Source organism: Mesorhizobium sp. M8A.F.Ca.ET.021.01.1.1, from assembly GCF_003998025.1.
Taxonomy (GTDB): Bacteria; Pseudomonadota; Alphaproteobacteria; order Rhizobiales; family Rhizobiaceae; genus Mesorhizobium.
The window spans coordinates 1-23,990 of the sequence record NZ_RZSJ01000023.1 but is presented as its reverse complement, the minus strand read 5'-3'; the positions used below and the strand labels follow the sequence as shown (position 1 = coordinate 23,990).

The window sequence follows — 23,990 nt, the reverse complement described above, 5'->3', positions numbered from 1 at the left end:
CAGAAGGGGTGTCGGGATTGCTTGGCACTCGCGCAGGCCTGCGCGAGTGCCAAGCAATCCCGACACCCCTTCTGCGAGAACGACCACATTCGCGAAGACCACTCCGCCAGCCCGGTCTGTGCGGACGCCGATCACCTTGCCATTGCCATCACGGACGAGTTCCGTCGCGGTCGTCTCACACAGGACCGTCGCGCCAGCCTCGCGCACCTTGCGGGAAAACCATTTGTCGAACTGGGCGCGAATGATCGTGTAGCGGTTGGGTTTCGCCTCATTGAAGTCGTCCGACCGGTAATGAATTCCGGTGTGAGACGTGTCGTCCAACACCCAAAGTCGCTGTTCGACCAGGTGCCGCTCGAGGGGCGCATCATCCCGGAAGTCCGGGATGATCTTCTCCAGCATGTTCGCGTACATTATGGCACCCTGGACGTTCTTAGAGCCCGGATATTCCCCGCGCTCCAACTGCAGTACCTTCAGCCCCTGGCTTGCCAAAGTGTAAGCAGCTGCGTTTCCAGACATGCCGGCTCCGACCACTATGGCATCGAATTGTTCAATCATGTCCTCTCCCTCAACTCGCAAGCTTGTCTCGACTGTGCGGCGACAGCCGCCGGGTGAAGGCTTCCGTCAGTGCGGGCAGGAAGCGGATTGCATCCGTGACGATCCCGAGGTGGGCGAACTCGAAAATCGGCGCGTTCGGATCGGTGTTGATCGCGACGATGAGATCGGCCCCCTCGACCCCAACTCGGTGCTGGATGGCGCCGGAAATTCCGGCCGCGATGTAAAGCTTCGGTCGAATGGTCTTGCCAGTTTGTCCAATCTGTCGATCAGCCGGCATCCAGCCCTTCTGGACCAAGGGGCGCGAACAGCCATGCTCGGCGCCGATCGCTCGGGCAAGATTCTTCACAAGCTGAAGGTTCTCCGCCGCTCCGAGACCGAGGCCTCCCGCAACCACGACATCCGCATAGGCAAGATTTGCCATTGCCGACTGGTTATCCGGTAGGAAGCCGAGGACTTTGGTGACGATATCGTCCTCAACGAGCGACAGCTTGTGCCGCATGACACGCCCGACCGGCTTATCCACCCGTTGCGGCATAGGCATGACCCTTGGTCGCACCGTCGCCATTTGCGGCCGGTAATTTAGTGTATAGATCGTACACAACAATGAGCCACCAAAAGTCGGACGGGTCGCGGCGAGTGAACCGTCGGAATCTACATCAAGTTCGGTGCAGTCGGCCGTGAGCCCCGTCTGCAGGGTCGTCGCTACCGAGCCTGCAAGATCCCTGCCCAGTGTGGTCGCGCCGAGAAGGAGGATTTCGGGTTTATGGGTATTGACCAGATCCGTGAGCGCCTTGGCGAACGGCTCGTTCCGGTAGTCGGCGAGCGGCGGCGCATCGACGATGTAGACAAGATCCGCCCCGTAAGCGAAGGCCTCGGCAACAGCGTCCTCGACCATCTCGCCCGGCGGTCCCAGCACGACGCCCGCGAGCTGGACTTCAAGCTTGTCGGCCAATTTGCGGCCTTCGCCCAGCAGTTCGAATGATACAGGATGCACATTGCCGCGTTCGAGCTCGAGGAAGACCCACACGTGCCGGTAGTCTTTGAAATGGTCGGGAAGTTCTTTCTTTACACCGGCACGGCCGGGGGCAATGCGAGGGGTGGTTTGGCTTGCGGTCGACATTTTCTGCTCCTGGCCGTCACGTGCCGCTGTTGAAGGCCAGCTCATGTTCCAGCGCCGGCCGGCGGGTTAAGATATCGGCGATGAGTTCATCGGCTATGTCCTGCAAGCCCCTTTCCGCGGTGTCGATCTGCGCCGCCCTTTCTGCCCGTGCGGTGGGGGCGAAAACACGCTTGACGACTGTAGGCGAGCCACGCAGACCGCACCGGGTGAGATCGTCAATGCCGGCGTCGGCTGCAGTCCACTTCACGACTTGCCTGCGCGCCGCGCACAGAGCCTGCTGGAGCGAGCCCCGGCGGATTTCGTTGGTGTCTTCCAGCATGGTAATGAGGCAAGGGAGTCTGCTCTTCAGCAACTGGGTGCCGCCTTCGGCGCGACGCGCGACTTCGATCTCTCGCGTATCGAGATCGATGGAGGCAATCTTCGCGACATAGGTAAGTTGCGATAAATCTAGGCGCTTGGCTATGCCCGGTCCGACCTGGGCGGTATCGCCGTCAATCGTCTGCTTGCCGGTGAAGACGATGTCCGGCCTGCCGAAAGTCTCCCCAATTTTTGCGATTGCTTGCGAAAGAGCAAAGGAAGTCGCCAGCGTATCGGATCCGGCAAAATAGCGGTCCGTCAAGAGAACTGCTCGGTCAGCACCGTAACCGAGCGCCTTTCGCAGCGAGTCCTCCGCCATGGGCGGACCCATTGTGAGCACAGTAACCTCGCCACCATGAACGTCGCGCAGTTTGAGCGCTTCTTCGAGGGCGAACAGGTCGTAAGGATTGATGATGGTCGGAACACCCTGACGCATGATCGTGTTCGTCACCGGGTGCACGCGGATCTGTGCCGAATCCGGCACCTGCTTGATGCAGATTACGATATGCATTGGCGGTTTCTCTAAGCTCCCAGTCCGGATTCGTGCTTGGCGGTTCGCCTCATTGCCTGCATCGTTCATGCCAAGTCGTCTTCCTGCCTCTATTCCAGAAGGTGGCTTCGTTTGCTTCCGAGGAGGCGTCATGAGGACTGGATTTGTCGACTTCTCGACATTGTCGCGTCGCAGCCGTGTCGGGCTCATTACTTTCCGAACCGCTTCAGTGCAGAGTCGAGCGGGACGAAGGCGCGGCCAGGTGCGGGACATATGTTTGGATCGTGGTCCCTTAGCACCTTGAACACACGTTGCGTGAGCGGCGAGGAAGTCGCGAAATCTTCGTAGGCGCGTTCCAGCTTGGCGCGCACCCGCGCGGCGATTACCTGGTTAGGCAGACCGGAGAAATCTTCTTCGGCAAGGTATTGGCCCACGCGCTTCATGATATGGAGCCGCGAGACATTCATCACTTTCGGGTCGTAGGAGACGCCAAGGCAGGCGAAGAAGTCCTCCGCGGCCGACAGGCCCTTCAGTCGCGCTAGGATATCGGTGCGATCGATCGGGCGGCTATCAGCGGAGCAGTTCATTGTATTCTCCCGGCGCGTAATTGTGGTGTCGATGCATTGGTGACATTGCTGACGGCGTGCCGACCTCTGGCACGGCGGCTGGGCAAGAGACTTGGCGATCTCAAGCTTTTCTGAAGTGGTGAAGGCGACCCCGAGTTTGACTGCTCTCCATTGCGCAGGGTCGTCACGTTGAGGAAGACCTCACGGCTCGTCGGCTATTGTGCCGCTCGGACCCGGGCCGGAATGAAGCTGTTCTGCACCTCGCCCGCACAGTCCAGCACTGGGAACGGCCCGTAGCTTCTCGGTGATCGCAGGCAGGACCTCAAGCACGCGGTCTACGTCATCTTCGCCGTTGTCACGCGACAAGGAGAAGCGGACTGCCCCACATGCCGCGTTCATAGCGATCAGAACATGGCTCGGTTCCAGTGAGCCAGAGGCACAGGCGGACCCGGCGGAACAGGCGATTCCCAGCCGGCTCAGGACAATTGGAATTGCATCGCCTTCGATACCTTCGAATCCAATGTTTGCAGTGTTTGGCAATCGCTCTTGCGGATCGCCGTTGATGGATGTGTTTGGGATGCGCTGGATGATCCCGTTCTCAAGGCGGTCGCGCAACCATTTTATTCGTTTTGTCTCGTCCATGAATTTCAAGGCGAGTTCGGCCGCCATGCCCAGTCCGACTATGCCGGGTGTGTTTTCAGTGCCTGCACGCCGGTCGCGCTCTTGGTGCCCACCCTTGATCATGGAGGAGAAGCGCACGCCACGTCTTACATAAAGCGCGCCTATCCCCTTTGGACCATGCAGCTTGTGGGCGGAGAGCGACAGCATGTCGATCGCGGTCGATTTCAGCTCAATCGGAAGCCTTCCGACCGCCTGCACTGCATCAGTGTGGAAAAGCGCGCCGACTTCCCTGGCTAGATCGGCAAGCTTAACCACGGGAAAGATCGTACCGGTCTCATTGTTCGCCCACATTATCGAGACGATTGCCACTTGTGGAGTGAGAGCGGTTCTGTAGGCGTCCAGGTCGAGCCGGCCGTGGTGATCGACTGGGATAATGTGCACCTTGACGCCGCGCGTCTTTTCAAGGTGCGCGCACAACTTCAGAACGGCCGGATGTTCAACCGCGGAAGTCACTATTTCCGTTCGGTCGGGCATCACCTCCAGCGCCGAAAGGATGGCTGTACTGTCGCTTTCAGTCCCGCCCGAGGTGAAGATGATCTCGTCCTCGAATCCCGCGCCGATGAGGGCTTGCAACTGTTGCCTCGCCTTTCTCACGGCTTCAGCAACCGATGCGCCATAGGCGTGCATGGACGAATGATTGCCAAATTGCTCCGTAAAGAAAGGCAACATCGCTCCAACGACTGCAGGATCAACCCGCGTCGTTGCGTTGTTGTCGAGATAGACAGGGTTCATGGGAGTGATCCTTCAACTGCTGAAATGATTCAAGGGTAGGCGGGCCATTGAACCTCTGGCGCATATCGTATCTGGTAAGGTGGGCGGCCGGGCGAGCGATGGCTTGGCTGACCGGTCGCTGTCGACATTGCCCTTTGGTGGCGGCATCTGCCGGGAATTCAGCTGTTTCGGGCAATTTTGTTTGCTTGCCCACGGCAACGATCGATGATCGCGATTTGGCGCATCACCGAACGCAATTGTTCCGGGCCGACAGTGCGTGTCGGCCGGTTCCAGAGCGCCGGCGGTGCCGGTTCGACGCAGTATTCCTTGGCGTCGCTATAGTCGAACATAGCCTGTTCCCTCGCAATCATTTGCAGGACTTGCCGCAGCCGCACGTCTCACGCGCATTGGGGTTATCGAAAACAAAGCCGGATGTTTCGAGCCCAGTGACGAAGTCCACGGTCATGCCGGCTGCATGGGGTTGGGAGCCTCTATCCATGAACACCTTGAGCCCATCTCGCTCGATGATCGCATCGCCCTCACGTGAGACGCTCTCCAGGCCCATTGAGTATTGGAAGCCGGCGCAGCCGCCGGCATGGACCATGATGCGAAATCCTTCCGCCGGCTCGCTGGCGCGGTAAAGAGCGGCCTTGATGGCGGCAACAGCGTTGTCGGTGAGCGTAATCATGGCTCGATTTCTCCTCGGTCCGACGTTTTCGCGGATCATCTCGCATGGACCGTGCCAAAGGGAAGACGTGTCAAAAACCGTAGGACATCCCGACGTCTCTTATGCTCGATTGCTGGGGAGACGTCCGACAACCGACACTTACTGTCGGATTTGTCGCGTCCGCGTCACAGGAAGGGCGCCTGAGTTCGCGATGCACTCACGCGTAAAGCAATGAACAGAGCCAAAGATGTTCAGAGCTTGCCGCGGAGCAACTGGCACGATTTTTGTGAAGCCTTCGTTGCGGCGGCAAAATTGCCGGCCGATTCACCTTTGGGTTGCCCTCGCAATCGAAGAACGAAGGAGAGCAATATGATCCATCAGACCCGCCTTGAGTGGGAAAGCAGCACCGCCGGTGGTACCCGAATGCTCGATCGGCCGATTGGCGCCGACCACCCAACAATCGCTCTCTACCGGCGATTGGCCGCTGACCGCCCGGAGACAGGATTCGACTGGCATGTGCCTGACGATCGATCGCGTCCGCCGTGCACACCCCTGAGGCCCGTTTTTCGATCGATCGTCAAAAGAAGAACGGGGCAGGGGTAAAAACATGGATCAGCGCAAGAAGCGGTCGCCCAACGAAATCCGGCGTGCGTGGGAAGTCTGTCCGAACATTCCCGCGCGTGATTTCGCAGCCCAATTGGCCATTTCGGAAGCGGAACTGGTCGCGGCCCATTGCGGTTTCGGCGCGGCACGCATCGACCCGCGCGTCAATCACGTTCTGACGGGCCTCGAATTCGTGGGCGAAGTGACGGCGCTGACCCGCAATCAAGGTGCCGTGCACGAAAAGATTGGCGTCTTCAACAGAGTGATAACCGGCAACAATCACGCCATGGTCCTTGGTGACGAATTCGACCTTCGCGTCTTCCCGCAAGCTTGGAGGTATGGTTTCGCTGTTGAAAGGCGCCATCGCGGCGGAATCCAGCGCAGTTTGCAATTCTTCGACGCCACCGGCGCAGCAGTGCATAAGGTGCATCTCAGGCCGGTCTCCAACCTTCATGCCTATCGAAAGCTGGTGGCCGAGCTCGTATCCGCCAACCAGGAGCCGACCATGTCGCTTAAGGCGAGAGTAGCCGACCTGGGCGCGAGGACTGCGGACTGGGCCGGCACGGTGGACGACCTACGCGAGCACTGGAGCCGGCTGACTGACGTCAACCTTCTAAAGACGCTCAAGCTCAGCCGCTGCCAGGCTTTGCGCATGGTCGGCCAGGATTACGCTTGGCTGCTCGACAATGCCGCAGTTGGCGCCGTGCTCCAGCGTGCGGCCGAAGACGAATTGCCGATCATGTGCTTCGTCGGCAACCGAGGTTCTATCCAGACCCATTCCGGCTTAATCAAGTCGGTCAAGCAGATCGGGCCGTGCATCCATGTGCTGGACGAAACGTTCCGGCTGCATCTCAGGACCCACCAAATCCGTGAGGTTTGGGCCGTGCGCAAGCCGACCAATGACAGTCACGTCACCTCGCTCGAAGCATATGGGTCCGACGGCAAGATCATCATCCAGTTGTTCGGTGCGCGCAAGGAAGGCGAACGCGAGCGCGACGACTGGCGGGTTCTGGCGGAAAACCTGCCTCGTTTCCCCGACAGCTACATGAGAAAAGACCGATCGTCGTCGGTGGGACGCCGGCGCCCATCTGCCTCCGCAGCCAGTAGCCGGGCATTGAAGCCGAGACCGGGGACACGATGACGCAATAAGCGCGCTGTATTATCGCAACGCGATGAGCAGGAAGCAATTTGGCGCTGCCCCATCGACCGCATGGTTACGACGAAGCCGCGGCCTTTGGGCCGAGCTCAGAGGTGGCAATAGCGTGAACGCCGCCGACCGTCACTCCCCACCAGGCGGTCAGGTTTTGCGGTTCGGGCCGAGCAAAAATACTGTCAAGACAGCGAGGAACGTGGCAACCGCGCTGTAGACAAAGACACTGGCAATACCCGTGTGATCCACCAATAGGCCACCGAAAGTTGTGCCGGCTGCGATGGCCACTTGGAAGGTTATGACCATCAGTACACCAGCGCTCTCGGCCTGTTTCGGAGCGGCGCGTAGCACCATCCATGTCTGCAATCCGACCGGGACCGCGCCAAAAGCAAAGCCCCATACGGCAACTGCAATTGCCGAGGTCAAGGCCGATGCTCCCATAGTCAGGAGCGAGACAGCGGCTACGGCAATGAGCAGGGGCGGCAGGGCCGCGACCGCCTTGAGACTGTGTTTGGTGAGGAATGCGCCGGCTAAATTGCCGAAGACGCCGGCCGTGCCAAAAGCAAGGAACACGAGCGGGATTGACTTCTTTTCGAGCGCAGGAACGCTCTCGAGAAAGGCGCGGATGTAGGCGAAGCTGGCAAAATGGCCGGAAGCGACCAATAGCACGACTAGCACCGCAACCTTCATCGCCGGATTCTTCGCGACATCCAGCGGACTGCGGAATCTGCGCACTTCGATCGGAGGCAGTGGCGGAATGGTTACGAGTTGCACGAGCAGCGCAACGGCACTCACGATTGCGGCGACCTTGAACGAGGCTCGCCATCCCCAAATGTCACCGACATAAGCGCCGATTGGAGCCGCGCAGACGGAGGCGACAGAAACGCCGGTGAGGATGATCGACATGGCGCGCGGCATGAGGTGACTTGGAACCAGCCGCATCGCCAACGCTGCCGAAATAGACCAAAAACCACCAAGCGATATGCCAAGGACGACGCGTGCCGCCAGCAAAACCGGCAGCGACCCCGCAACCTCTGCCAGAACGTTCGACAGGATCAGCAGGAGCGTCATCGCCCAGATGACGACCCTGCGGTCCAGACGCTTTGTCACGATGGCGATTATCGGTGCCGAGATCGCCGCGACGATTGCGGTCGCTGTTAGCGCCTGTCCAGCCGTGCCCGTGGTGATACGGAGATCATGCGCGAGCGGTGTCAGAACGCTGGCGGGCAGAAACTCTGCCGTCACAAGCCCGAAGGTGCCGAAGGAAAGCGAAATGATGGCACCCCATGCAGGGCCAGAACGTTGATAGGGACTTTCTGGGTCAAGCCGATCTCGGTCGAACAAAGCCGCGTCCACTAAATCTGTCGCCGATTCGGTCATGAATGAGTTCTCCGGCTAGGAGCTGTTGCAGCAGGGGTGGCTACATCGCCGGGGATCAAAGCCGCGAGACCTTCCGGCGGCGGCCAGTCGGCATCAGTCGAGGCCTCGGCGCCCGACGCATCCGAGGCCTCATCGGAGGGCCGACGGACCCAACCGTCGACAATGCGGGAGAGTTCTCGGCGCGGTCGCATCGATCGCATTCGTCGAAGTGCGGTCTGTTCACTGCGAACCAAGCAAGCCGAACGCGGTGTCCTCGATCGAGGCCTTGATGGGGGGATGATCGACGATCTCTATATTGCTTTGAAGCAGGAAGTTCCGTCGCCATATGTGGTTATCCTGGCAGCCAGAATTGAGCGGTTGTCGCAAGCACCAAGGCGGTCGCAATGAGTGCAACGAGGCGGAAGTCTGATCGATGGCTGCGGTTCGATGGCCGCGCGATCGACAAAATTGAGGTGATGAGTTATCCCTTTTGAAGCCGTTGCTCCCAATTCTGGGATAAGGTAATTGCAGGCGGTCCCAGCAACGTCGGGCGGCCTTTTTGGTGATCGAATTCATGGGACGACACTCTCGGTCCGTGACGCATCTGCGAATGACTCCGCAAGTTCCGTGCCATCAACGACAAATCTGGCTCTGCTGAGCGGGTGGTGGAGGCACGAGCGTGGGCTATCCCAAGAGCTTGCCGCAAGGTTGTTCGAAGTTGAGGTGCCGGATAGACCGCAAATATGTCGGGCGGCCTGGGGTTGGCCAACACGAAGATGCGCAAGTTCAAAAGGACGAGCTGAACCCTTGCCGATATCCATCCGAGGCTGATCTGGAGAAGGTCAAGAACTGCGTCTTGAAGGCTTCCGCCGCACCGGCAAATGCTAAGCCAAGGTGCTGGGCAAGATGGACAGGGCCATCCAACCCGTCGACTGGACGCTCATTAATGGCGTCGGTGTGGCTCTGTAGCTGGCGAGAAAAACGCCCTGCTGAAAGACAAAAGCTCGTGTGGCCGGCTCTGAAGGACGGCCAGTGAGGCAGGCGAGGAGAGGCTATAGCCCATTCGTGTAGACTGATCTTGTCCCACGGAGGCGGCTAACCACCCCGCCAGACATCATCGAGGGGAGCGCCACTAGGCTTACCCCAAGTGTTGGTCATTTCCACCTGGGTGACCTCGGCCAAGTCACCAAGCCGCTTAGAGCAAGCTTTCGAACTGGATGCTCCCCGGGCACATGATCGGCTAGCTGTGAGCTTTCGGGAGGTTGTCCATTCGGACCGGACCGAGGAGACTGGAGTTACCACGCTTCAGCATCCATCGGAGGATCCGAATGAACATCCATAAGAATGCCCGTCTCACACCGCTGCGTCGAGAGGAGATGGCGCTGTCGGTGATAGAAGGCGCTTTCTCCAAAGCCCATGCGGCGCGTGTCTACGGCGTGTCGGCCAAGATCGTGGCGCGCTGGGTCGAGCGCTACAAGTCCGAAGGGCGGGCCGGCATGATCGACCGTTCCTCGCGGCCCGCCCATATGCCGCAGGCCACCGCTGCGTTGATCGCCGAGCGCATCATGGCGCTGCGGCGGCAACGTTGGACCGGCAAGCACATCGCCCATGAGGTCGGCGTCTCGCCCGCCACCGTTAGCCGGGTTCTCAAGCGTGCCGGACTGTCGCGGTTGCGGGATATCGAACCGGCCGAGCCGATCCGACGCTACGAGCGCGAGCATCCTGGCGAGATGATCCATATCGATATCAAGAAGCTCGGTCGTTTCGAGCGCATCGGTCATCGCATTACCGGCAAGCGCACCGGCAATGCCAGCTCGCGCGGCAGCAGTTGGGAGTTCGTCCATGTCTGCATCGACGACGCCTCCCGCATCGCCTTCTCGCAGATCCTGCCCGACGAGAAAAAAGAAAGCGCCATCGCCTTCCTCAAGGCGGCGGTGGCCTACTACGCCAGCCTCGGCGTCACGATAGCCCGCGTCATGACCGACAACGGCTCCTGCTACAGATCAAAGGCCTTCGCCAAGGCCTGCCGCGATCTCGGCCTCAAGCACGTCAGGACAAGACCCTATACACCCAAGACCAATGGCAAGGCCGAGCGCTTCATCCAGACAGCACTGCGCGAATGGGCTTATGCCATCGCTTATCCGACTTCAGATCACCGCGCCGCAGAGTTGCCGGTCTGGCTGCACAGATACAATTGGCACCGTCCCCACGGGAGCCTAAAGTCCAAAACACCTATCAGTCGCCTCGCTCTAACCGAGGACAACCTGTTGAGGCTCCACAGCTAGCGATCCCACCAGTTGAGTTGCTCCAAGTCGGTGTCTAGCTTTCTACATTCTGTGTCCGACGCTGGACAAGAATGTTGCAATCCCGACCAGCAAGTCAGCGCAGGCGCCACCTGTTGCCCAGCAAACGGCAAGGATTATCGAAAGACGAATTCGGCACGGAGCTTGCACCAACGATTGCATGCAAATGCCGACAGCATCTCATGAACGGTCTCTCGATTCTGGCGCGGTTAAATCGCGGCCGGTTCCAGATCATGTCCCGCCCGAAATGGTGAGGGACTTCAGCCTGTTTACGTCGCCCGGCATGTTGCCGACCGCTAACGGGGATCCGCATGCAGCGGTTGCTTGCGTTCATGCCGGGCCTCCGATCTTTTATTCAACCAGCAACACGCGCGACGGTCGGGGTACCTGGGTCATCACTCGCGCGAGCGACCAGCGCCGGGTGCTGCAGGACACCGAAACGTTTTCCAGCCATCGCAGCATCTTCGCCTCTGTGCTCGGCGAGAGCTGGCCGATGATCCCGCTTGAGCTCGATCCGCCATTCCACGGTGTTTTTCGCTCACTGCTCAATCCGCTGCTTTCGCCAAAGCGGGTAATGGCATTGGAGCCGGCTGTCCGGGAACGAGCGATCAAGCTGATCGACAGGATCGCCGCATCAGGCACGAGCTGCGACATCATGAAGGATTTTGCAGTTCCGTTCGCGGTCAATATCTTCCTTCGCTTTATTGGGCTTTCGGACAACGGACTAGAAACATTTGTCGGCTGGGCTAGAGATCTGCTCCACGGCGATAAGGAGCAACGACCACCCGCAGCCCGGACGATCGTGGCCTTCATCGACGAACTTGCCACCGAGCGCCGCAAGGAGCCGGTCGATGATTTCATGACCTTCATCGTGAAGGCAAAGGTCGAGGGTCGTCTGCTCAGTGACGAAGAAGTCCGTGGCATCGGCGTGCTTGTGTTCGTCGCGGGACTCGACACGGTCTCAGCAGCCATATGCTTCGACTTGGCCCATCTCGCGCGCAACCCCAAAGATCAGGAATTGCTACGAAGCGAACCGGACCGGATTGCCGTCGCTGCGGAAGAATTGCTGCGCGCCTATTCGACCATTCAGATGATCCGAGTGGCAACGAAGGATGTCGACTTCAAAGGCGCGCCGATCCGCAAGGGAGACTATGTTTCCTGTGCCACGATGATTGCCAATCGTGACCCGGCGGAATTCGAATGCCCGAATGAGATCGATCTGGCGCGCGAGGACAACCGGCACGCTGCCTTTGGCTATGGTCCCCATCGTTGTCTTGGCTCACACCTTGCCCGGCGGGAGATTGTCATTGGCCTGGAGGAGTGGCTGGCGCGCATCCCAGCCTTTCGGATCAAGACAGGGACTGAACCTATCACCTTCGGCGGCCATGTGTTCGGGATCGAGAATCTGATCCTGGACTGGTCCTGAAGTTTCAGCCAACGACATTGGAGTTCGCTATGCGTGTCGTCGTACATAAAGCCAGATGCCAGGGTCATGCGCGCTGCTGGGCGCGGGCGCCGAGAGTCTTCAAGCTTGATGACGCCGGCTACATCTTGCCCGGTGATATTGATGTTGCCGATGGGGAGCAACTGCTTGCCTCAAAAGGGGTACGAGCCTGCCCCGAACAAGCTCTGGAAGTTGACGAGCCCCCCGCTAACTCAGTTGTAGAGAGAGACACACGCAAAGTGCAGACTGGCATCGGGAAGGATAAAACAATCATACAATTCGCGACAGACCCTGTCGACCACGCGAAAATTACCGAACTGCGTGACCGAGAGGCGATCCGCAACTGCCTGTATCGGTACTGCCGCGGGATAGACCGCGCCGATGAGGCGGCGCTGCGTAGCGCATACTGGCCCGAAGCGTATGACAGGCACGGTCCCTATTGCGGACCGGCAGAGGACTTCATCCAATTTGCTCTCGGTCTGCCGGGGCACCGTAACATCCATCAAATCACGAACAGCCTGATCGACTTCATCAGTTCAGCAGAGGCCGCGGTCGAGAGCTATTTCACCGCGCTGCAACGCGGACCGGATACAGACCAAGAAATACGTCAGACGCTGCTTTGCGGCCGTTACTGCGATCTGTTTCAGAAGAGGCAGGACGAGTGGCGAATTGCGGAACGGACAGTCGTCTACGATTGGGTTGAGGAGCAAATCCCGCCAGCGATTCTTGAGGCAGATAGGTTCGGCCGGCGACAGCCGATTGGAGCACAACATCCAGACGATCCCATCTACCAGTTGCTCAAGGGTCACATCCCCACCGACCAAGATGGCGTCGAGGGTCCCCAACTGGGAGCTGCATAAGTGGGTAGAAATGGAGGATGAGCGCCCTACGGGAACGACATCTGTGTGGGGCCGCAACTGGCGGTCACTGCAACGATTTGGCTCGGCCCTTCATTCCGCCCAAGGTTGATGGGCTGAGATCACAAGCGGTCATCGTGGAGAAGCTCTCGTGAAACTGGCAGCACGCACCGTAATCATCACAGGCGCTGCGGGCGGGATCGGCCGTGCCCTGGTCGATATCCTTGCCGCGGACGGAGACACTGTAGTTGCGGTGGACCTTCCGGGCAGTGGTGTGGTTGAACTGGCTCGGGATCTCGGGTCGCCGCACGTCGGTCTGGAGTGCGATGTGTCGCGAGAGAAGGACATGCTCTCACTTTTCGGCCAGGTCGAAGCACGGTTCGCGCAAATCGATGTCCTCATCAACAATGCGGCGGTTGGACCCACGATGGATAGGATCATCGACACCGCTGTCGATACCTTCCGACGCGGCGTGACAGTGAACCTTATTGGGCCATTCGTTATGGCCAGGGAAGCGGCGCGGCGAATGAGGCCGGGCGGTGCGATCGTCAATGTGGCTTCGATGGCGGGCGTGGTCGGCAATCCCAGGCGCAACGCCTACGCAGCCTCGAAAGCTGGCGTGATCTCGTTGACAAAGTCCCTTGCATGCGAGTGGGCTATGCGAGGAATCCGCGTCACGGCGGTGGCGCCGGGCTCCGTCCGCACCCCAATGGTCACAGAACTGGCACGCGCTGGCAAAATGGACCTCGCGGCGATACGCCGCCGCGTGCCGATGGGGCGCTTGGCTCGCCCCGACGAGATCGCCAGGGTCGTGCGTTTTCTGAGCAGCACGCAGGCGCGCTACATCACCGGCTCGGTGCTGGCAGTCGACGGAGGCTGGATGTCATTCAACCAGCCGGGGGATGCTCACCCGCCGGTGGATGGTGCGCTCCAAGCCGAGCTCTCCTGTCCGGCCGAATGCACAGATGCGCGAATCGTGCTCGTCACCGGTGGCGCAAAAAGCATTGGCGCGGCCGTCGCTCGCCGCTTTGCCGCGAACGGCGACACCGTCGTGATTGCTGATAAAGATGGCACTGCAGCGGCAGAGCTGGCTACATCGCTCCCCGGCAAGCATCTGGCGAAATCGCTGGACGTGGCCGTCGAGAGCGATGTGGTGTCGGTGTTCGAAGAACTGAGGGGACGCTTCGGGTATATCGATGTTCTGGTCAATAGTGCTGATACCGCCGACAGGATTGTGCCTGCGATCGAGCAACTGTCGAAACAGCTCGAACACGTCCTGGATGTCAACCTTACCGGCGCTTTCACCTGCGCGCGCGAAGCGATCAAGGCTATGCGCCGGGGCGGCGTGATCCTCAATCTCGGGTCGATCGACAGCTTTCTGCCGTTCGCGCCGCGCCATGCCTACGGCGCCTCCAAGGCGGGGATGGATATGCTGACCCGTTGCATGGCGGCCGAACTCGGGCCGGTCGGAATTCGGACAGCCACCGTCGCTCCTGGCCACATCCGCACGCCCGCACTTGCTCAGTTGGCCAAAGCCGGCCGCATCGACCTGGCAGCAATCGGACGACGCATCCCCATGGGCAGGATGGGACGGCCAGAAGACGTCGCAGATGCATCGTTCTTCCTTGCTTCGTCTGACGCCTCATACATCAACGGCTCGATCCTCTACGTGGACGGCGGCTGGACCTCGTTCGGTGATGCGGGAAACGCCAGCGAACTCTATGACGAATGTTTTGCGGAGGCCGCAGGTTAATTGCCAGGCCTTCGCAGGCGACCGGCCGAGCATTATGAAGCCTCGGCTCCACGACGCACCTGAGGTGCTTGAGATCCAAGCATGTGCATGCCGAGCACATTCCCGGTCGGCTGACGTGTCTATAACGAGGAGAAATCATGGAATTTGCCACTTTCATTCTGGCCGCCCAGCGTGGCTATCACCAATCCTCAGAAAGCGTCATCCGCAACTCCATCGAACAGGCCGTCGCTTCGGAGCAGGCTGGGTTCAACACCGCGTGGTTTGCTGAGCACCACTTCAACAATTACAGCCTCATACCATCCCCGCTGATGATGGTGGCGCACTGCGCCGGCTTGACAAGCACGATTCGCCTGGGCACTGCCGTCTGCGTGCTGCCGCTTTACCAACCGCAGCGCCTGCTGTCCGAGATCGGCTTCGCCGACATCGTTGCGAACGGCCGTCTCGAGCTCGGCGTAGGCTTGGGATACCAGCAGTTCGAGTTCGAACGGTTCGGCGTGGACATCAATGAGGCGCCGGCCGTCTTTTCGGAATACCTGGACATCATTCTCAAGGGCCTCAACCAAAACGTCTTCGAACACGACGGCCAGTATGAGAAGATCCCCCCAACAGCGATTTCGGTCCGCACAGTCCAGCAGCCGACGCCGCCTATCTGGATCGCTGGCGGAGCCGCACGGATGGCTCGGGCCTACCGCGAGGGGCACAATTTTTTTGTCACAGCCTTCCACGACGGCTTAGAGACTTTGACCACACTGCGTGAATCAGTCGAGAGGGCGGCGGCATCCGAGGAAAAGAACGTCACCGACGTCAAGATATCGCTGCTGCGCTGCTGCTATGCCAGCCACGACGAGTTGGAGATCAACAGCTATCTCGACAATGCCCGCTTCCAGCGCCGGCTTTCTGAAGCCCTGCATCAGCGCCGCCAACAGAGCCACGATGGCTACCTGCTGCAGGAGACACCGACCCAGCAGGATCTGTCCTTCGAGACCATGCGCAAAAATTTGCCGATTGGCAGCGTAAATCGCGTGATTGATCGCCTGCTGGAAGAGATCGATATCTTGAAACCGGACCAGATCGCAGTTCAGACTCAATTGGGCGACTTCGACCAAAAGACGATGCTGCGCCAGATCGAGCTCTGGGGCGACAAGATCATCCCTGCGGTCAACAAGGCGCTTTGTCATGCCGGAAGCTGAAGCCGGCCGTTACGATGATGGCTGCCTATCCAGCGCGCAATGGCGTGGGTCCGAGCTAGGGAGGAGCTTCGATCAGCATGTGCTGCCCTGCGTACATTCACGTTCGCTTGAGGAGGTCCAGGCGGGCGAGGTGTTGGCGACGGAGGGGACAGGCCTTTCGTCTGTCGAATTGCGTGATGTCTTGGCCGCAACTTTCCCGTCTACCTCCAGCAGCGTATTCGCTTTGGAGGAGTTGAGCGAGCCCGAGCCGGAACTGGAAGAGGAGCTGCTACGCCGGCTGCTGCTAGCGCATGCTGCGCCGGCCGACCCGGCGAGCGCCCGCTTGGCCAAGATCATCGCCCGGCGTGCGATGCGCATGGACCATCTTTGGCGGGATCTTGGCCTCTCAAATCGCGCTGAGCTCAGCCGCCTGCTTGCCAGACATTTTCCCGCGCTGGCGGCAGGCAACACAGAAAACATGAAATGGAAAAAGTACTTTTACCGCAAGCTGTGTGAGGCCGAAGGCTTTTCGTCATGCACTGCACCCAGTTGTCGGGAATGCCAGGACTTCGAAAGCTGCTTCGGCCCGGAGGAAGTTGAGAGTCGCCTCTCGCCGACCAGGAATGCCGGTTAGTCACTTCGCTTGATCGCAGCTGCGGACAAACGCTTATCGCGGCGCCGTAGTATGGAGGAAGGGATGTTCATCGCCTCGCGATATTTGGTGACGGTACGGCGAGCGACATTGATGCCGGTCTGCTTGAGCTGAGCAACGATGTCTTCGTCGGAAAGTACCTTGTCGAGCGATTCTTCGGCGATGATTGCCTTGATCCGATGGCGGACAGATTTGGCGGAGTGCGCGTCGCCGCCCTCGCAGGATGCGATTGTCGCTGTGAAAAAATACTTCAGCTCGAACACCCCGCGCGGAGTTAACATGTACCTGTTCGAAGCCACCCGGCTTACCGTCGACTGGTGCATTTTGATCCCGTCAGCGACATTTTTGAGACAGAGAGGCCGCAGATGGGCGACGCCGTGTGTAAAAAAGGCATCCTGCTGGCGCACGATTTCGGTCGCAACCTTAAGGATCGTCTTAGCGCGCTGCTCGAGGCAGCTGATCAGCCAGTTCCCTTTTTCCTGGCAATGGTCGAGAAACGCTTTGCCTTCCGGATTTTGATTGGTCAGCTGCGAGATTTCGGCGACATAGGTGTGGTTGATCAACACTTTGGGCAGCGTGGCCGGATCAAGCTCCACCCGCCATCCACCTTCGGACTTGGGCATTACCCAGACGTCCGGTACGATGGTTTCCGGCGTCCCGGACTGGAACCGGTCTCCAGGCTTGGGATCGAGCGCGCGGATTTCGTTCCTCATGTCGAGGAGATCCTCCTCGTCGACTCCGCAACGCTGCTTCAATCCCTGAAAATCCCCCCGTGCAAGCATCTCGAGATTGGCGACCAAAGCTGCCATAGCCGGGTCGAACCGGTCTTGCTGGCGCAGCTGAATCTCCAGGCATTCGCTGAGAGTTCGCGCAAAAATCCCCGGCGGATCAAATTGCTGCAAGATTCCGATGACCCGTTCCACATCAGCTTGCCGAACGTTTAACCTCCTGGCCAGATCGAAAAGGTTTACCTGAAGATAGCCAGTGTCCTCCAGATGGGCGGCGAGCTGTCCGGCAATCAGCCGCTCCTGGGGGGTGAACGGGGTGAGGGCGACCTGGCGGGCGACATGGTCGTGCAATGTTTCGGTGTGGGCGGTAAACTCCTCGACGGCAGGTCGATCGTTGCCGCTACTGCGTTGCGACTTCCATTGCCCGCGCCCGCCAGACGGCCCGCCAATGGGCGATTCGCCGATTTCGCTTCTGCTTTGACTGCTCCGCTGATCCACCCCTGACAGCGGCGAATCGTCGTCAAACGGGTCAGGCTTCAAAACGGGGTTCCTCTCGAGTGCCTGCTGCACGAGCTGATGGAGTTCAGTATGCGTCAATCGCAGCAAGCGAATAGCTTCAATGGCTTGAGGCGATAAGACCATACGTTGCTTCTGGCGTTGAAGCAGGCTTGCTGAGAGATGCATGTTGAACCGTAATCTGCCGAGGATGCTCTAGTGTGTGCTTGGGTTGTGTGAGACTTGCCACTTCTGGGTCATGCCGCCGCCTTCAGTTTGTCGAGAACGTTTTGCGGGGATGAAACGCCATAGGGGTCCGTCTCGCAGTTGTCACAGAAGCCTTCCTCCTCGAACCACTGCTCCACCACGCCATCGTCGATCAGAGCGGCGTATCGCCAGGAGCGCATGCCAAAGCCCAGATTGTCCTTCGCGACCAGCATGCCCATTTTGCGCGTGAACTCGCCCGACCCGTCTGGGATCAGCTCGATCTTCTGCAGCCCCAAGGACTTTCCCCACGCATTCATGACGAAAGCATCGTTGACCGAGACGCAGTAGATCGCGTCAATTCGCAGTTCCAGAAATTGATCATAGAGTTTTTCGAAATCGGGCAGTTGGAAGGTCGAGCAGGTCGGGGTGAAGGCGCCAGGCAGCGAGAACAGGATGACGCGCTTGCCCCCGAAATAATCGTCGGAGGTCTTGTTCTCCCACCGATAAGGATTTGGCCCCCCGATCGACTCATCGCGAACACGCGTGCGAAAGGTCACGAGAGGAACGTTCTTTCTGTCGGTCATTGATTTGCTCCCAGGCCAAAGTGGTACGGTGCATTTTTCGGTTAAACTGAAGCGGCATCGACTTCGGTCGACAGTTCCGGCAGCCTCGCGCCTTGGCGTGGTTGCCTCGGACCGGTCTTGTGCAAGACCGCCCCCGAGCAGGCACGTTTAAAGGCGACGAGCTTCCGCGGAGACGGGGAATTTCGCTCGCGTGCTTTATCGAGCTTTGAGAGGTAGGCATGGTCTGCAACCGTGATTTTGACTGCGTTCTATCGACCGAGTCGCAAGCGCCATGCCAATTGACCCGATGCCTTGGGTTCACTTCGGTTTTTGCAGCAACTTTCGTGTTGTGCAGTAATGCCGGTCGATATTATTGCTCAAGCAGCACTGGAAATTGGGTGCGACTCCGTTCGGCAAACCCGGCCTTTGTCCGAAGCCGGACACGAATGTCGGAAATAGCCAAACGCCAGGATCTGGGGCGGGTTAAGAAACGTTGCCGTGGGCACCGGCTTCAGCACAATTGCGCCACGCGAGCATGGCTCCCAGCGTCAATGCCGTGCAGCAGCGAGACGAAGTCACTGCAGAATATCAACCTCTGCGAAGTCGTTGAAACCCAGCATGTGCGAGCCGTTCGAGGCGCAGATCAAGGCATGCTCGAGGAAGAGCTCGTGCTCTCGGCAGCAAGTGTTGCGACGTCTGACAAGGATCGTCGCGCTTCAAGGAAAAGAACCTGAATGGTGCACGGCTTGTGAAGGCCGGCGCATGGAAATGGCTGGGCTGATCATCCTCCATGAGGGTTGAATGAAGAGCTGGCCCCTATCTCCCTCAGCTGCAACGGGGGGAGGTAGGGCATGTCCGTCTATCGCGCTGGGTAACATTCCTCGGTGAGGCAATAAGGGGGAGCAATTTCTCATTTCGGCAGACACGACCCAGCTCTCCTTTCATGCGCTGATTCCCCCAAGGGAAATCGCGACTCCAGGCTTCCTATGCAGCGAATCGCGGTGCTGTCCGATGTCCGACAATGTCGGATGCGGATCGTAGCTGGGCTAGATCCGTCACTTTGCCTCGATGGTTTCCCACTGGCCTTATATCTGCTTCGCCCCAAATGCGGCGACATAACCTGTGCGGCATCTGTGAATGGATCGACTTCAATCGAGACCTCGGAGGTCCCGATGCGCGAAGGGAGCTTGCCGATATGACGGCCACCATAGCGAACCACGGTCCGGACGACGAGGGGACTTGGATCGGCGGGCCTGCGGCGCTGGGACACCACCGCCTGGCAATCATCGATATCCAGGGCGGCCGTAAGCCGAGGATGCTCCAGGAGGATGGCCGACCTGACTTGGTGCTCGTCTACACGGGTGAGACTTACAACTACCGCGAGCTGCGTCAACAGCTGGCCGGCCTAGTCCATCGCATGAACACGAGCAGTGACACCGAGGTGGTGCTGCACCGCCCCCGCGAGTGGGGCTCTTCGGCGGGTACACTTTTTTCACGAAATCCGTGAATGTTTCTCGCGACATCATCCCGCAATCGGTGGTGCAGCGGGTGAAGAGCCCGTATCCGGCTATCCAGAATGCCGCCTACGACAAAATACTACGTACGCGGATCACTGCGATGCTGGACGACCTAGTGCCGGCAGTGGCACCGCTGTTGTCCGTCGACAGGTCCCGCGCTTGCTCGGTGCGACCAACAACCTTAAGCGCTAGGGCGTAACCTGACCCTGCAAGATCTCCTCACCGACTATAAGGTGCGCCTCACGATCTGAGACGATGGGACAGGATGGCTAAGGAGGTGCGCCGTCTTGCATGCCCCGCCAGCGAGGCTAACCCTCTTGGCTACGCGCGCCACCAGCGACGCTCCATATCGTCAGGCCTGCGTCTCATGCTCAGATGAGCCGGTATTTGGCTCTCTCATCAGCAAACCGAGAGAGCCCATGCCAAGACGAAGCAAGCAAGACGAACGAGCGTCAGAGATACCCTGCGCCTGACCCATAAACCGGGCAGTCCGGTGGGCCAGGTGGCAGAGCAACTGAGGTTCGGCAAGACTTCGGCTTCCACCTATCTGCGGGCGCTGGAGACGGGCTGTCGTGCAGGCCCTGCATGCGGCTTTGAGGACGATGCGATGTTGAAACACCGTCTGTTGCGCCGAATCGGCCGTCGGCCACACGTTGGGTCGTCATCAGGTTCTCGACAGCTTCCCGGTGTCAAATCCAAACCGTGGTCGGCGATCCCCACCAGGGTGGGAAGGCAGCGCTGATATAGCCGAACGTCGATCAAGTCACGATCAACGATTGCCTCATGTCACATGCCCTGCGGGACTGGAAAACGGAGAAGAACATGTGCGATGCAAAACTGAAGACCGTGCTTTCGCTTTTTTCGCCGGTGGCCAGCAAATTAGATGCTCTCTCGTCCAACGGACCAGCGACGGATGCAAATTGCGTTAAGCTAAATACGAACGAGAACCCGTTTCCGTTGCCGAAGAGCGTAATGCAAAGTGCAATTGCTGCAATCGAACACCAGTATCTTTATCCGGAAGACGACAATCTCAGCTTAAGGGCAGCTGCCTCCGATGCTTACGGATTTTCCAAAGATCAGGTGATTGCCGGCAACGGTTCGTCGGAGCTGCTCGGACTCATCTACAGAGCTTTCCTCGCCCCAGGAGATAGAGTGGCGATGCTGTCGCCCGGATTTTCGTTCAACCGTAAACTTGCCATGTTGCAGGGTGCCGAGTTTCTCGAAATCGCATCGAGCGAAGCTCATCCTCTGCCGATAGAAAAACTGCTGTCCGGCCCCGCAAAAGACGCGAAGTTCATTCTGTTGGCTAATCCGAACAATCCGACCGGAACATTCGTGCCGGTGGCCGAAATCGAACGCCTTGTGGAGCAAGCAGATCGCTTGATCGTCTTGGATGAGGCCTACGTTGACTTCGCACCCGACCATGCCCTGCGCCTCGTCAATAGACATCCGAATCTTTTGATCTTGAGGACTTTTTCAAAGAGCTATGCTGCCGCTGGCGTGCGAGTCGGCTTCGGTTTCGGTCACCCAGAAATCATTGGCAGGCTGCGCAACATCCAGAATGTCTTCAACATGAACGTGATCGGGCAGGCGGTCGGGAAAAGCATTCTTGCGCATCGCCACGCCTACGAAGAGAACCACAGGCACATCAAGCATGAACGACAGCGAGTGACCCTGGCGCTGTTGCAACTTGGCTTTTCCGTAACACCCTCCCACGCAAACTTTTTGCTGGCCCGTGTGCCGGCGGGACAGGAGGGCTCATGCTGGCAAGCCGCGTTGAAAGAGCAGGCGATCCTCATCGCCAGCTTTCCTGACGTAGATTTGAAGAACTGTATTCGCGTCAGCATTGGCACCACAGAGCAGATGGACAAATTCCTTGCTGCCGCCAAACGAGTCTGTATGAACTTTAAGAAGAATCGCGGTGTGCACAAGCATTAAGTCAATTCACATTAAGCGCCAAGTAATAGGTGCTGATATGTCGCCAGCTATGATGATTAGCGAATAAATAATAGGTAATTTGGAGAACAATTAATTGAAGAAAATTTCCGCTTCGGGCCTGACCTTCGGCATCTTCGATCATCTGGACGAAAACGGCGATGACATCGCACAACAATATGCAGATCGGCTGAGCCTAGCAGAAGCGTGCGATGGCTATGGCTTTTATGCGTATCATCTCGCCGAGCACCACTGTACGCCGCATGGCAGAGGTCCATCACCGAATTTGTTCTTAGCGAGCGTCGCCCAGCGAACCCGCAGTCTTCGTGTTGGTCCCATGGTAATGCTACTTGCGCTCTATCATCCGCTGCGTGCCTTCGAGGAGATCTGCATGCTTGATCAGTTGAGCGGCGGCAGGCTTGAACTCGGCATAGGGCGCGGCTCTGCTCCCACTGAATTGGGATACTTCGGGGTTGCTGTAGAAGCAGCACCAGAACAGTATGCGGAGGCCAGTGAGATTCTCATCAATGCGATGAAAGGCGGGACGCTTTCTTATCAGGGCCGCCACTTTGATTTGAAAGACGTTCCGCTGACGTTGAGACCTCACCAATATCCCCATCCGCCGACATGGATCGCCACCAATCGACCCGAGCCGGCTAGCTGGGCCGCCGCGAATGGGGCAAACATCGCCTGCGTCGGACCTTCCACTTCTGTTCGCAGCGTTACCGACGCGTTCCGCGCCGCCAGAATTCACGATGCTGACATTGGCCAGCAAGCGCCATTTCTTGGATTGCTCCGAATGGTGGTGATAGGGCGTTCTGAAACAGATGCGTATTTGCTCGCAGCACCTGCCTATGAACGATGGCTCAATAGCTTCAAATTTCTATACGAACTAAATGCCATTTCCACTCCACCAAACTTGCCTTTGAACTTCGATGCAGCAATTGAAAGTGAATTGTGCGTCGTGGGAACGGCAGATTCTGTCCGAAAAGCTCTCCTTGATCAGCTGGAAGAGGCAGGTGCTAATTATCTTCTGTGTCAACTGGCATTTGGGGATTTGCCGCTGGATGCCTCACTATACACCGCATCGGCCATTCGATCCGAAATCATGGCTCGAGTTGCCGCATCGTGAATCCGTCTGTGATTGGAGGAGCAGCGGCAGCGCTGCTCCTCATTGCGAAACGGTTGTGGGGGCCGGACTAAACCATTGGAGCACGTCCTATCTGATCCAGGTCATATCCTGCGGCTGTGAAGTAGTTGGCACATTCGGCTGGGGTGAAGAGGTCGACGACCGCGCCGAGGCGTCCTGACCTTGCCCCTCTGATCTAATCCGGTTCGAAGTTCGTTCTGGCCCCTCCAGAGGACCAGGACATGAAACGCAGCCGCTTCTCTGAAGAGCAGATCATCGGAATTTTGAAGAAACACGAGGCCGGGGTATCGGTTGGCGATCTGTGCCGCAAGCGGGGGTCAGCGACGCCTCGATCTACAATTGGAAGGCCCGCTTCGGCGGGATGAATGTCTCCAAGGCTCGGCGACCTGAAGGCGCTGGAGGACGAGAACACGCGCCTGAAGCGGCTTCTGGCCGACGCCATGCTCGACAATGCCGCGTTGAAGGACCTTGTGGGAAAGAAATGGTGACGCCCGCGGCCAAGCGGAAAGCTGTCGCTCGCCTGAAGGAAGGCTTCGGGATGAGCGAACGGCGGGCGTGTAAAGCCATCGGCTGTTGCCGCATGACGGTTCGCTACCAGACCAGCAGGCCGGACGACCGCGAGGTTCGCGAGCGGATGAAGGCGATCGCGCAGGTGCGACGCCGGTTCGGCTACCGGCGTCTTCTCGTGATGCTGAGGCGGGAGGGCCTGGTCGTGAACCACAAGAAGCTGTTCCGGCTCTATCGGGAGGAGAAGCTCGCCGTTCGCCGCCGTGGCGGCCGCAAGCGGGCGATCGGGACAAGGGCGCCGATGCTGGTGCCGCTGAGGCCCGACGAGCGCTGGTCGCTCGACTTCGTATCGGACCAGCTCACCGACGGGCGCCGCTTCCGCATCCTGGCCGTCGTCGACGACTGCACGAGAGAGTGCCTGCGCACTCATCGTTGATACGTCTCTCTCGGG

At 58.9% G+C, this 23,990-nt stretch carries 19 protein-coding genes and 3 pseudogenes; 12 read left to right on the top strand and 10 right to left on the bottom strand.

All coding sequences use genetic code 11. The features are described from left to right. The 7 genes from EOA36_RS04315 to EOA36_RS04290 all read right to left on the bottom strand — a co-directional run. On the bottom strand, positions 1 to 555 hold a 555-nt coding region (locus EOA36_RS04315), incomplete at its 3' end, for an NAD(P)/FAD-dependent oxidoreductase (RefSeq protein WP_145969109.1). 10 nt (positions 556 to 565) lie between these two features. Then, positions 566 to 1,675, bottom strand: a complete 1,110-nt coding sequence (locus tag EOA36_RS04310; protein ID WP_126063815.1) for an electron transfer flavoprotein subunit alpha/FixB family protein — start codon at positions 1,673 to 1,675, stop codon at positions 566 to 568. Between the two features lie 16 nt (positions 1,676 to 1,691). After that, positions 1,692 to 2,543 (bottom strand): electron transfer flavoprotein subunit beta/FixA family protein, encoded by an 852-nt coding sequence (locus EOA36_RS04305; protein ID WP_126063816.1) that lies wholly within the window; start codon positions 2,541 to 2,543, stop codon positions 1,692 to 1,694. A 188-nt stretch (positions 2,544 to 2,731) separates the two neighbouring features. Then, positions 2,732 to 3,109 carry a nitrogenase stabilizing/protective protein NifW gene (gene nifW / locus EOA36_RS04300; protein WP_024505239.1) on the bottom strand — a complete coding sequence of 126 codons (378 nt, stop codon included), beginning with the start codon at positions 3,107 to 3,109 and terminating at the stop codon, positions 2,732 to 2,734. 180 nt (positions 3,110 to 3,289) lie between these two features. Continuing rightward, positions 3,290 to 4,501, bottom strand: coding sequence for a cysteine desulfurase NifS (gene nifS, locus EOA36_RS04295; RefSeq protein ID WP_126063817.1), 1,212 nt, complete (start codon positions 4,499 to 4,501; stop codon positions 3,290 to 3,292). A gap of 158 nt (positions 4,502 to 4,659) precedes the next feature. Next, complete coding sequence (locus EOA36_RS37675; protein WP_165349961.1) at positions 4,660 to 4,830, bottom strand: hypothetical protein; 171 nt, start codon at positions 4,828 to 4,830, stop codon at positions 4,660 to 4,662. Positions 4,831 to 4,847: 17 nt separating this feature from the next. Further along, positions 4,848 to 5,168 (bottom strand): iron-sulfur cluster assembly accessory protein, encoded by a 321-nt coding sequence (locus tag EOA36_RS04290; protein ID WP_029356570.1) that lies wholly within the window; start codon positions 5,166 to 5,168, stop codon positions 4,848 to 4,850. 586 nt (positions 5,169 to 5,754) lie between these two features. On the opposite strand from EOA36_RS04290, the pseudogene EOA36_RS04285 reads away from it, so the two are divergent. After that, positions 5,755 to 6,786 (top strand): annotated as a pseudogene (locus EOA36_RS04285) (ChuX/HutX family heme-like substrate-binding protein); the annotation flags it as partial. A 261-nt stretch (positions 6,787 to 7,047) separates the two neighbouring features. Here EOA36_RS04285 and EOA36_RS04280 read toward each other — a convergent pair. Next, positions 7,048 to 8,280, bottom strand: a complete 1,233-nt coding sequence (locus EOA36_RS04280) for an MFS transporter (RefSeq protein ID WP_126063819.1) — start codon at positions 8,278 to 8,280, stop codon at positions 7,048 to 7,050. A gap of 1,307 nt (positions 8,281 to 9,587) precedes the next feature. On the opposite strand from EOA36_RS04280, the gene EOA36_RS04275 reads away from it, so the two are divergent. The 7 genes and pseudogenes from EOA36_RS04275 (at position 9,588) to EOA36_RS04250 (ending at position 16,419) form a co-directional block, all read left to right on the top strand. Continuing rightward, complete coding sequence (locus tag EOA36_RS04275) at positions 9,588 to 10,544, top strand: IS481 family transposase (RefSeq protein WP_126063820.1); 957 nt, start codon at positions 9,588 to 9,590, stop codon at positions 10,542 to 10,544. A 265-nt stretch (positions 10,545 to 10,809) separates the two neighbouring features. Beyond that, positions 10,810 to 11,988 carry a cytochrome P450 gene (locus tag EOA36_RS04270; protein WP_164759124.1) on the top strand — a complete coding sequence of 393 codons (1,179 nt, stop codon included), beginning with the start codon at positions 10,810 to 10,812 and terminating at the stop codon, positions 11,986 to 11,988. A gap of 29 nt (positions 11,989 to 12,017) precedes the next feature. After that, a pseudogene (locus EOA36_RS38015) lies at positions 12,018 to 12,140 on the top strand (ferredoxin); the annotation flags it as partial. A gap of 138 nt (positions 12,141 to 12,278) precedes the next feature. Continuing rightward, on the top strand, positions 12,279 to 12,866 hold the full coding sequence (locus tag EOA36_RS04265; protein WP_126083656.1) for a nuclear transport factor 2 family protein: 588 nt from the start codon (positions 12,279 to 12,281) through the stop codon (positions 12,864 to 12,866). 148 nt (positions 12,867 to 13,014) lie between these two features. Further along, positions 13,015 to 14,616 carry an SDR family oxidoreductase gene (locus tag EOA36_RS04260; RefSeq protein WP_127204748.1) on the top strand — a complete coding sequence of 534 codons (1,602 nt, stop codon included), beginning with the start codon at positions 13,015 to 13,017 and terminating at the stop codon, positions 14,614 to 14,616. Between the two features lie 137 nt (positions 14,617 to 14,753). Further along, positions 14,754 to 15,806 (top strand): LLM class flavin-dependent oxidoreductase, encoded by a 1,053-nt coding sequence (locus EOA36_RS04255; RefSeq protein ID WP_126104978.1) that lies wholly within the window; start codon positions 14,754 to 14,756, stop codon positions 15,804 to 15,806. Next, on the top strand, positions 15,793 to 16,419 hold the full coding sequence (locus EOA36_RS04250; protein WP_126104979.1) for a nitrogen fixation protein NifQ: 627 nt from the start codon (positions 15,793 to 15,795) through the stop codon (positions 16,417 to 16,419). Before EOA36_RS04255 ends, EOA36_RS04250 begins: the two co-directional genes overlap by 14 nt. Here the strand turns inward: EOA36_RS04250 and rpoN are convergent. Both rpoN and EOA36_RS04240 read right to left on the bottom strand, forming a co-directional pair. Continuing rightward, the gene (gene rpoN / locus EOA36_RS04245) at positions 16,416 to 17,849 is read right to left on the bottom strand and encodes an RNA polymerase factor sigma-54 (RefSeq protein ID WP_126063822.1); all 1,434 of its coding nucleotides are present in this window, start codon (positions 17,847 to 17,849) and stop codon (positions 16,416 to 16,418) included. The genes EOA36_RS04250 and rpoN overlap by 4 nt on opposite strands. A 68-nt stretch (positions 17,850 to 17,917) precedes the next feature. After that, positions 17,918 to 18,451, bottom strand: a complete 534-nt coding sequence (locus EOA36_RS04240; protein ID WP_029356553.1) for a peroxiredoxin — start codon at positions 18,449 to 18,451, stop codon at positions 17,918 to 17,920. 1,174 nt (positions 18,452 to 19,625) lie between these two features. Between EOA36_RS04240 and EOA36_RS04235 the strand changes: the two genes are divergently transcribed. From EOA36_RS04235 to EOA36_RS04220, 4 genes and pseudogenes are all read left to right on the top strand, one after another. Then, entirely contained in the window at positions 19,626 to 19,937 is a 312-nt protein-coding gene (locus EOA36_RS04235) for a hypothetical protein (RefSeq protein WP_210212401.1), read from the top strand. An 832-nt stretch (positions 19,938 to 20,769) separates the two neighbouring features. Next, positions 20,770 to 21,885, top strand: coding sequence for a histidinol-phosphate transaminase (hisC, locus tag EOA36_RS04230; RefSeq protein ID WP_127275741.1), 1,116 nt, complete (start codon positions 20,770 to 20,772; stop codon positions 21,883 to 21,885). 94 nt (positions 21,886 to 21,979) lie between these two features. Further along, complete coding sequence (locus EOA36_RS04225; protein ID WP_126097318.1) at positions 21,980 to 23,014, top strand: LLM class flavin-dependent oxidoreductase; 1,035 nt, start codon at positions 21,980 to 21,982, stop codon at positions 23,012 to 23,014. 239 nt (positions 23,015 to 23,253) lie between these two features. Continuing rightward, a pseudogene (locus EOA36_RS04220) lies at positions 23,254 to 23,990 on the top strand (IS3 family transposase); the annotation flags it as partial.

Excerpts from the sequence above, each read along its gene's own strand:
- EOA36_RS04255 (WP_126104978.1), top strand. The coding sequence starts at position 14,754 with ATGGAATTTGCCACTTTCATTCTGGCCGCCCAGCGTGGCTATCACCAA.
- hisC (WP_127275741.1), top strand. The coding sequence starts at position 20,770 with ATGTGCGATGCAAAACTGAAGACCGTGCTTTCGCTTTTTTCGCCGGTG.
- EOA36_RS04235 (WP_210212401.1), top strand. The coding sequence starts at position 19,626 with ATGACGGCCACCATAGCGAACCACGGTCCGGACGACGAGGGGACTTGG.
- EOA36_RS37675 (WP_165349961.1), bottom strand. The coding sequence starts at position 4,830 with ATGTTCGACTATAGCGACGCCAAGGAATACTGCGTCGAACCGGCACCG.
- EOA36_RS04270 (WP_164759124.1), top strand. The coding sequence starts at position 10,810 with ATGGTGAGGGACTTCAGCCTGTTTACGTCGCCCGGCATGTTGCCGACC.
- EOA36_RS04290 (WP_029356570.1), bottom strand. The coding sequence starts at position 5,168 with ATGATTACGCTCACCGACAACGCTGTTGCCGCCATCAAGGCCGCTCTT.
- EOA36_RS04250 (WP_126104979.1), top strand. The coding sequence starts at position 15,793 with ATGCCGGAAGCTGAAGCCGGCCGTTACGATGATGGCTGCCTATCCAGC.
- rpoN (WP_126063822.1), bottom strand. The coding sequence starts at position 17,849 with ATGCATCTCTCAGCAAGCCTGCTTCAACGCCAGAAGCAACGTATGGTC.
- EOA36_RS04275 (WP_126063820.1), top strand. The coding sequence starts at position 9,588 with ATGAACATCCATAAGAATGCCCGTCTCACACCGCTGCGTCGAGAGGAG.
- EOA36_RS04240 (WP_029356553.1), bottom strand. The coding sequence starts at position 18,451 with ATGACCGACAGAAAGAACGTTCCTCTCGTGACCTTTCGCACGCGTGTT.
- EOA36_RS04310 (WP_126063815.1), bottom strand. The coding sequence starts at position 1,675 with ATGTCGACCGCAAGCCAAACCACCCCTCGCATTGCCCCCGGCCGTGCC.
- EOA36_RS04280 (WP_126063819.1), bottom strand. The coding sequence starts at position 8,280 with ATGACCGAATCGGCGACAGATTTAGTGGACGCGGCTTTGTTCGACCGA.
- nifW (WP_024505239.1), bottom strand. The coding sequence starts at position 3,109 with ATGAACTGCTCCGCTGATAGCCGCCCGATCGATCGCACCGATATCCTA.
- EOA36_RS04305 (WP_126063816.1), bottom strand. The coding sequence starts at position 2,543 with ATGCATATCGTAATCTGCATCAAGCAGGTGCCGGATTCGGCACAGATC.
- nifS (WP_126063817.1), bottom strand. The coding sequence starts at position 4,501 with ATGAACCCTGTCTATCTCGACAACAACGCAACGACGCGGGTTGATCCT.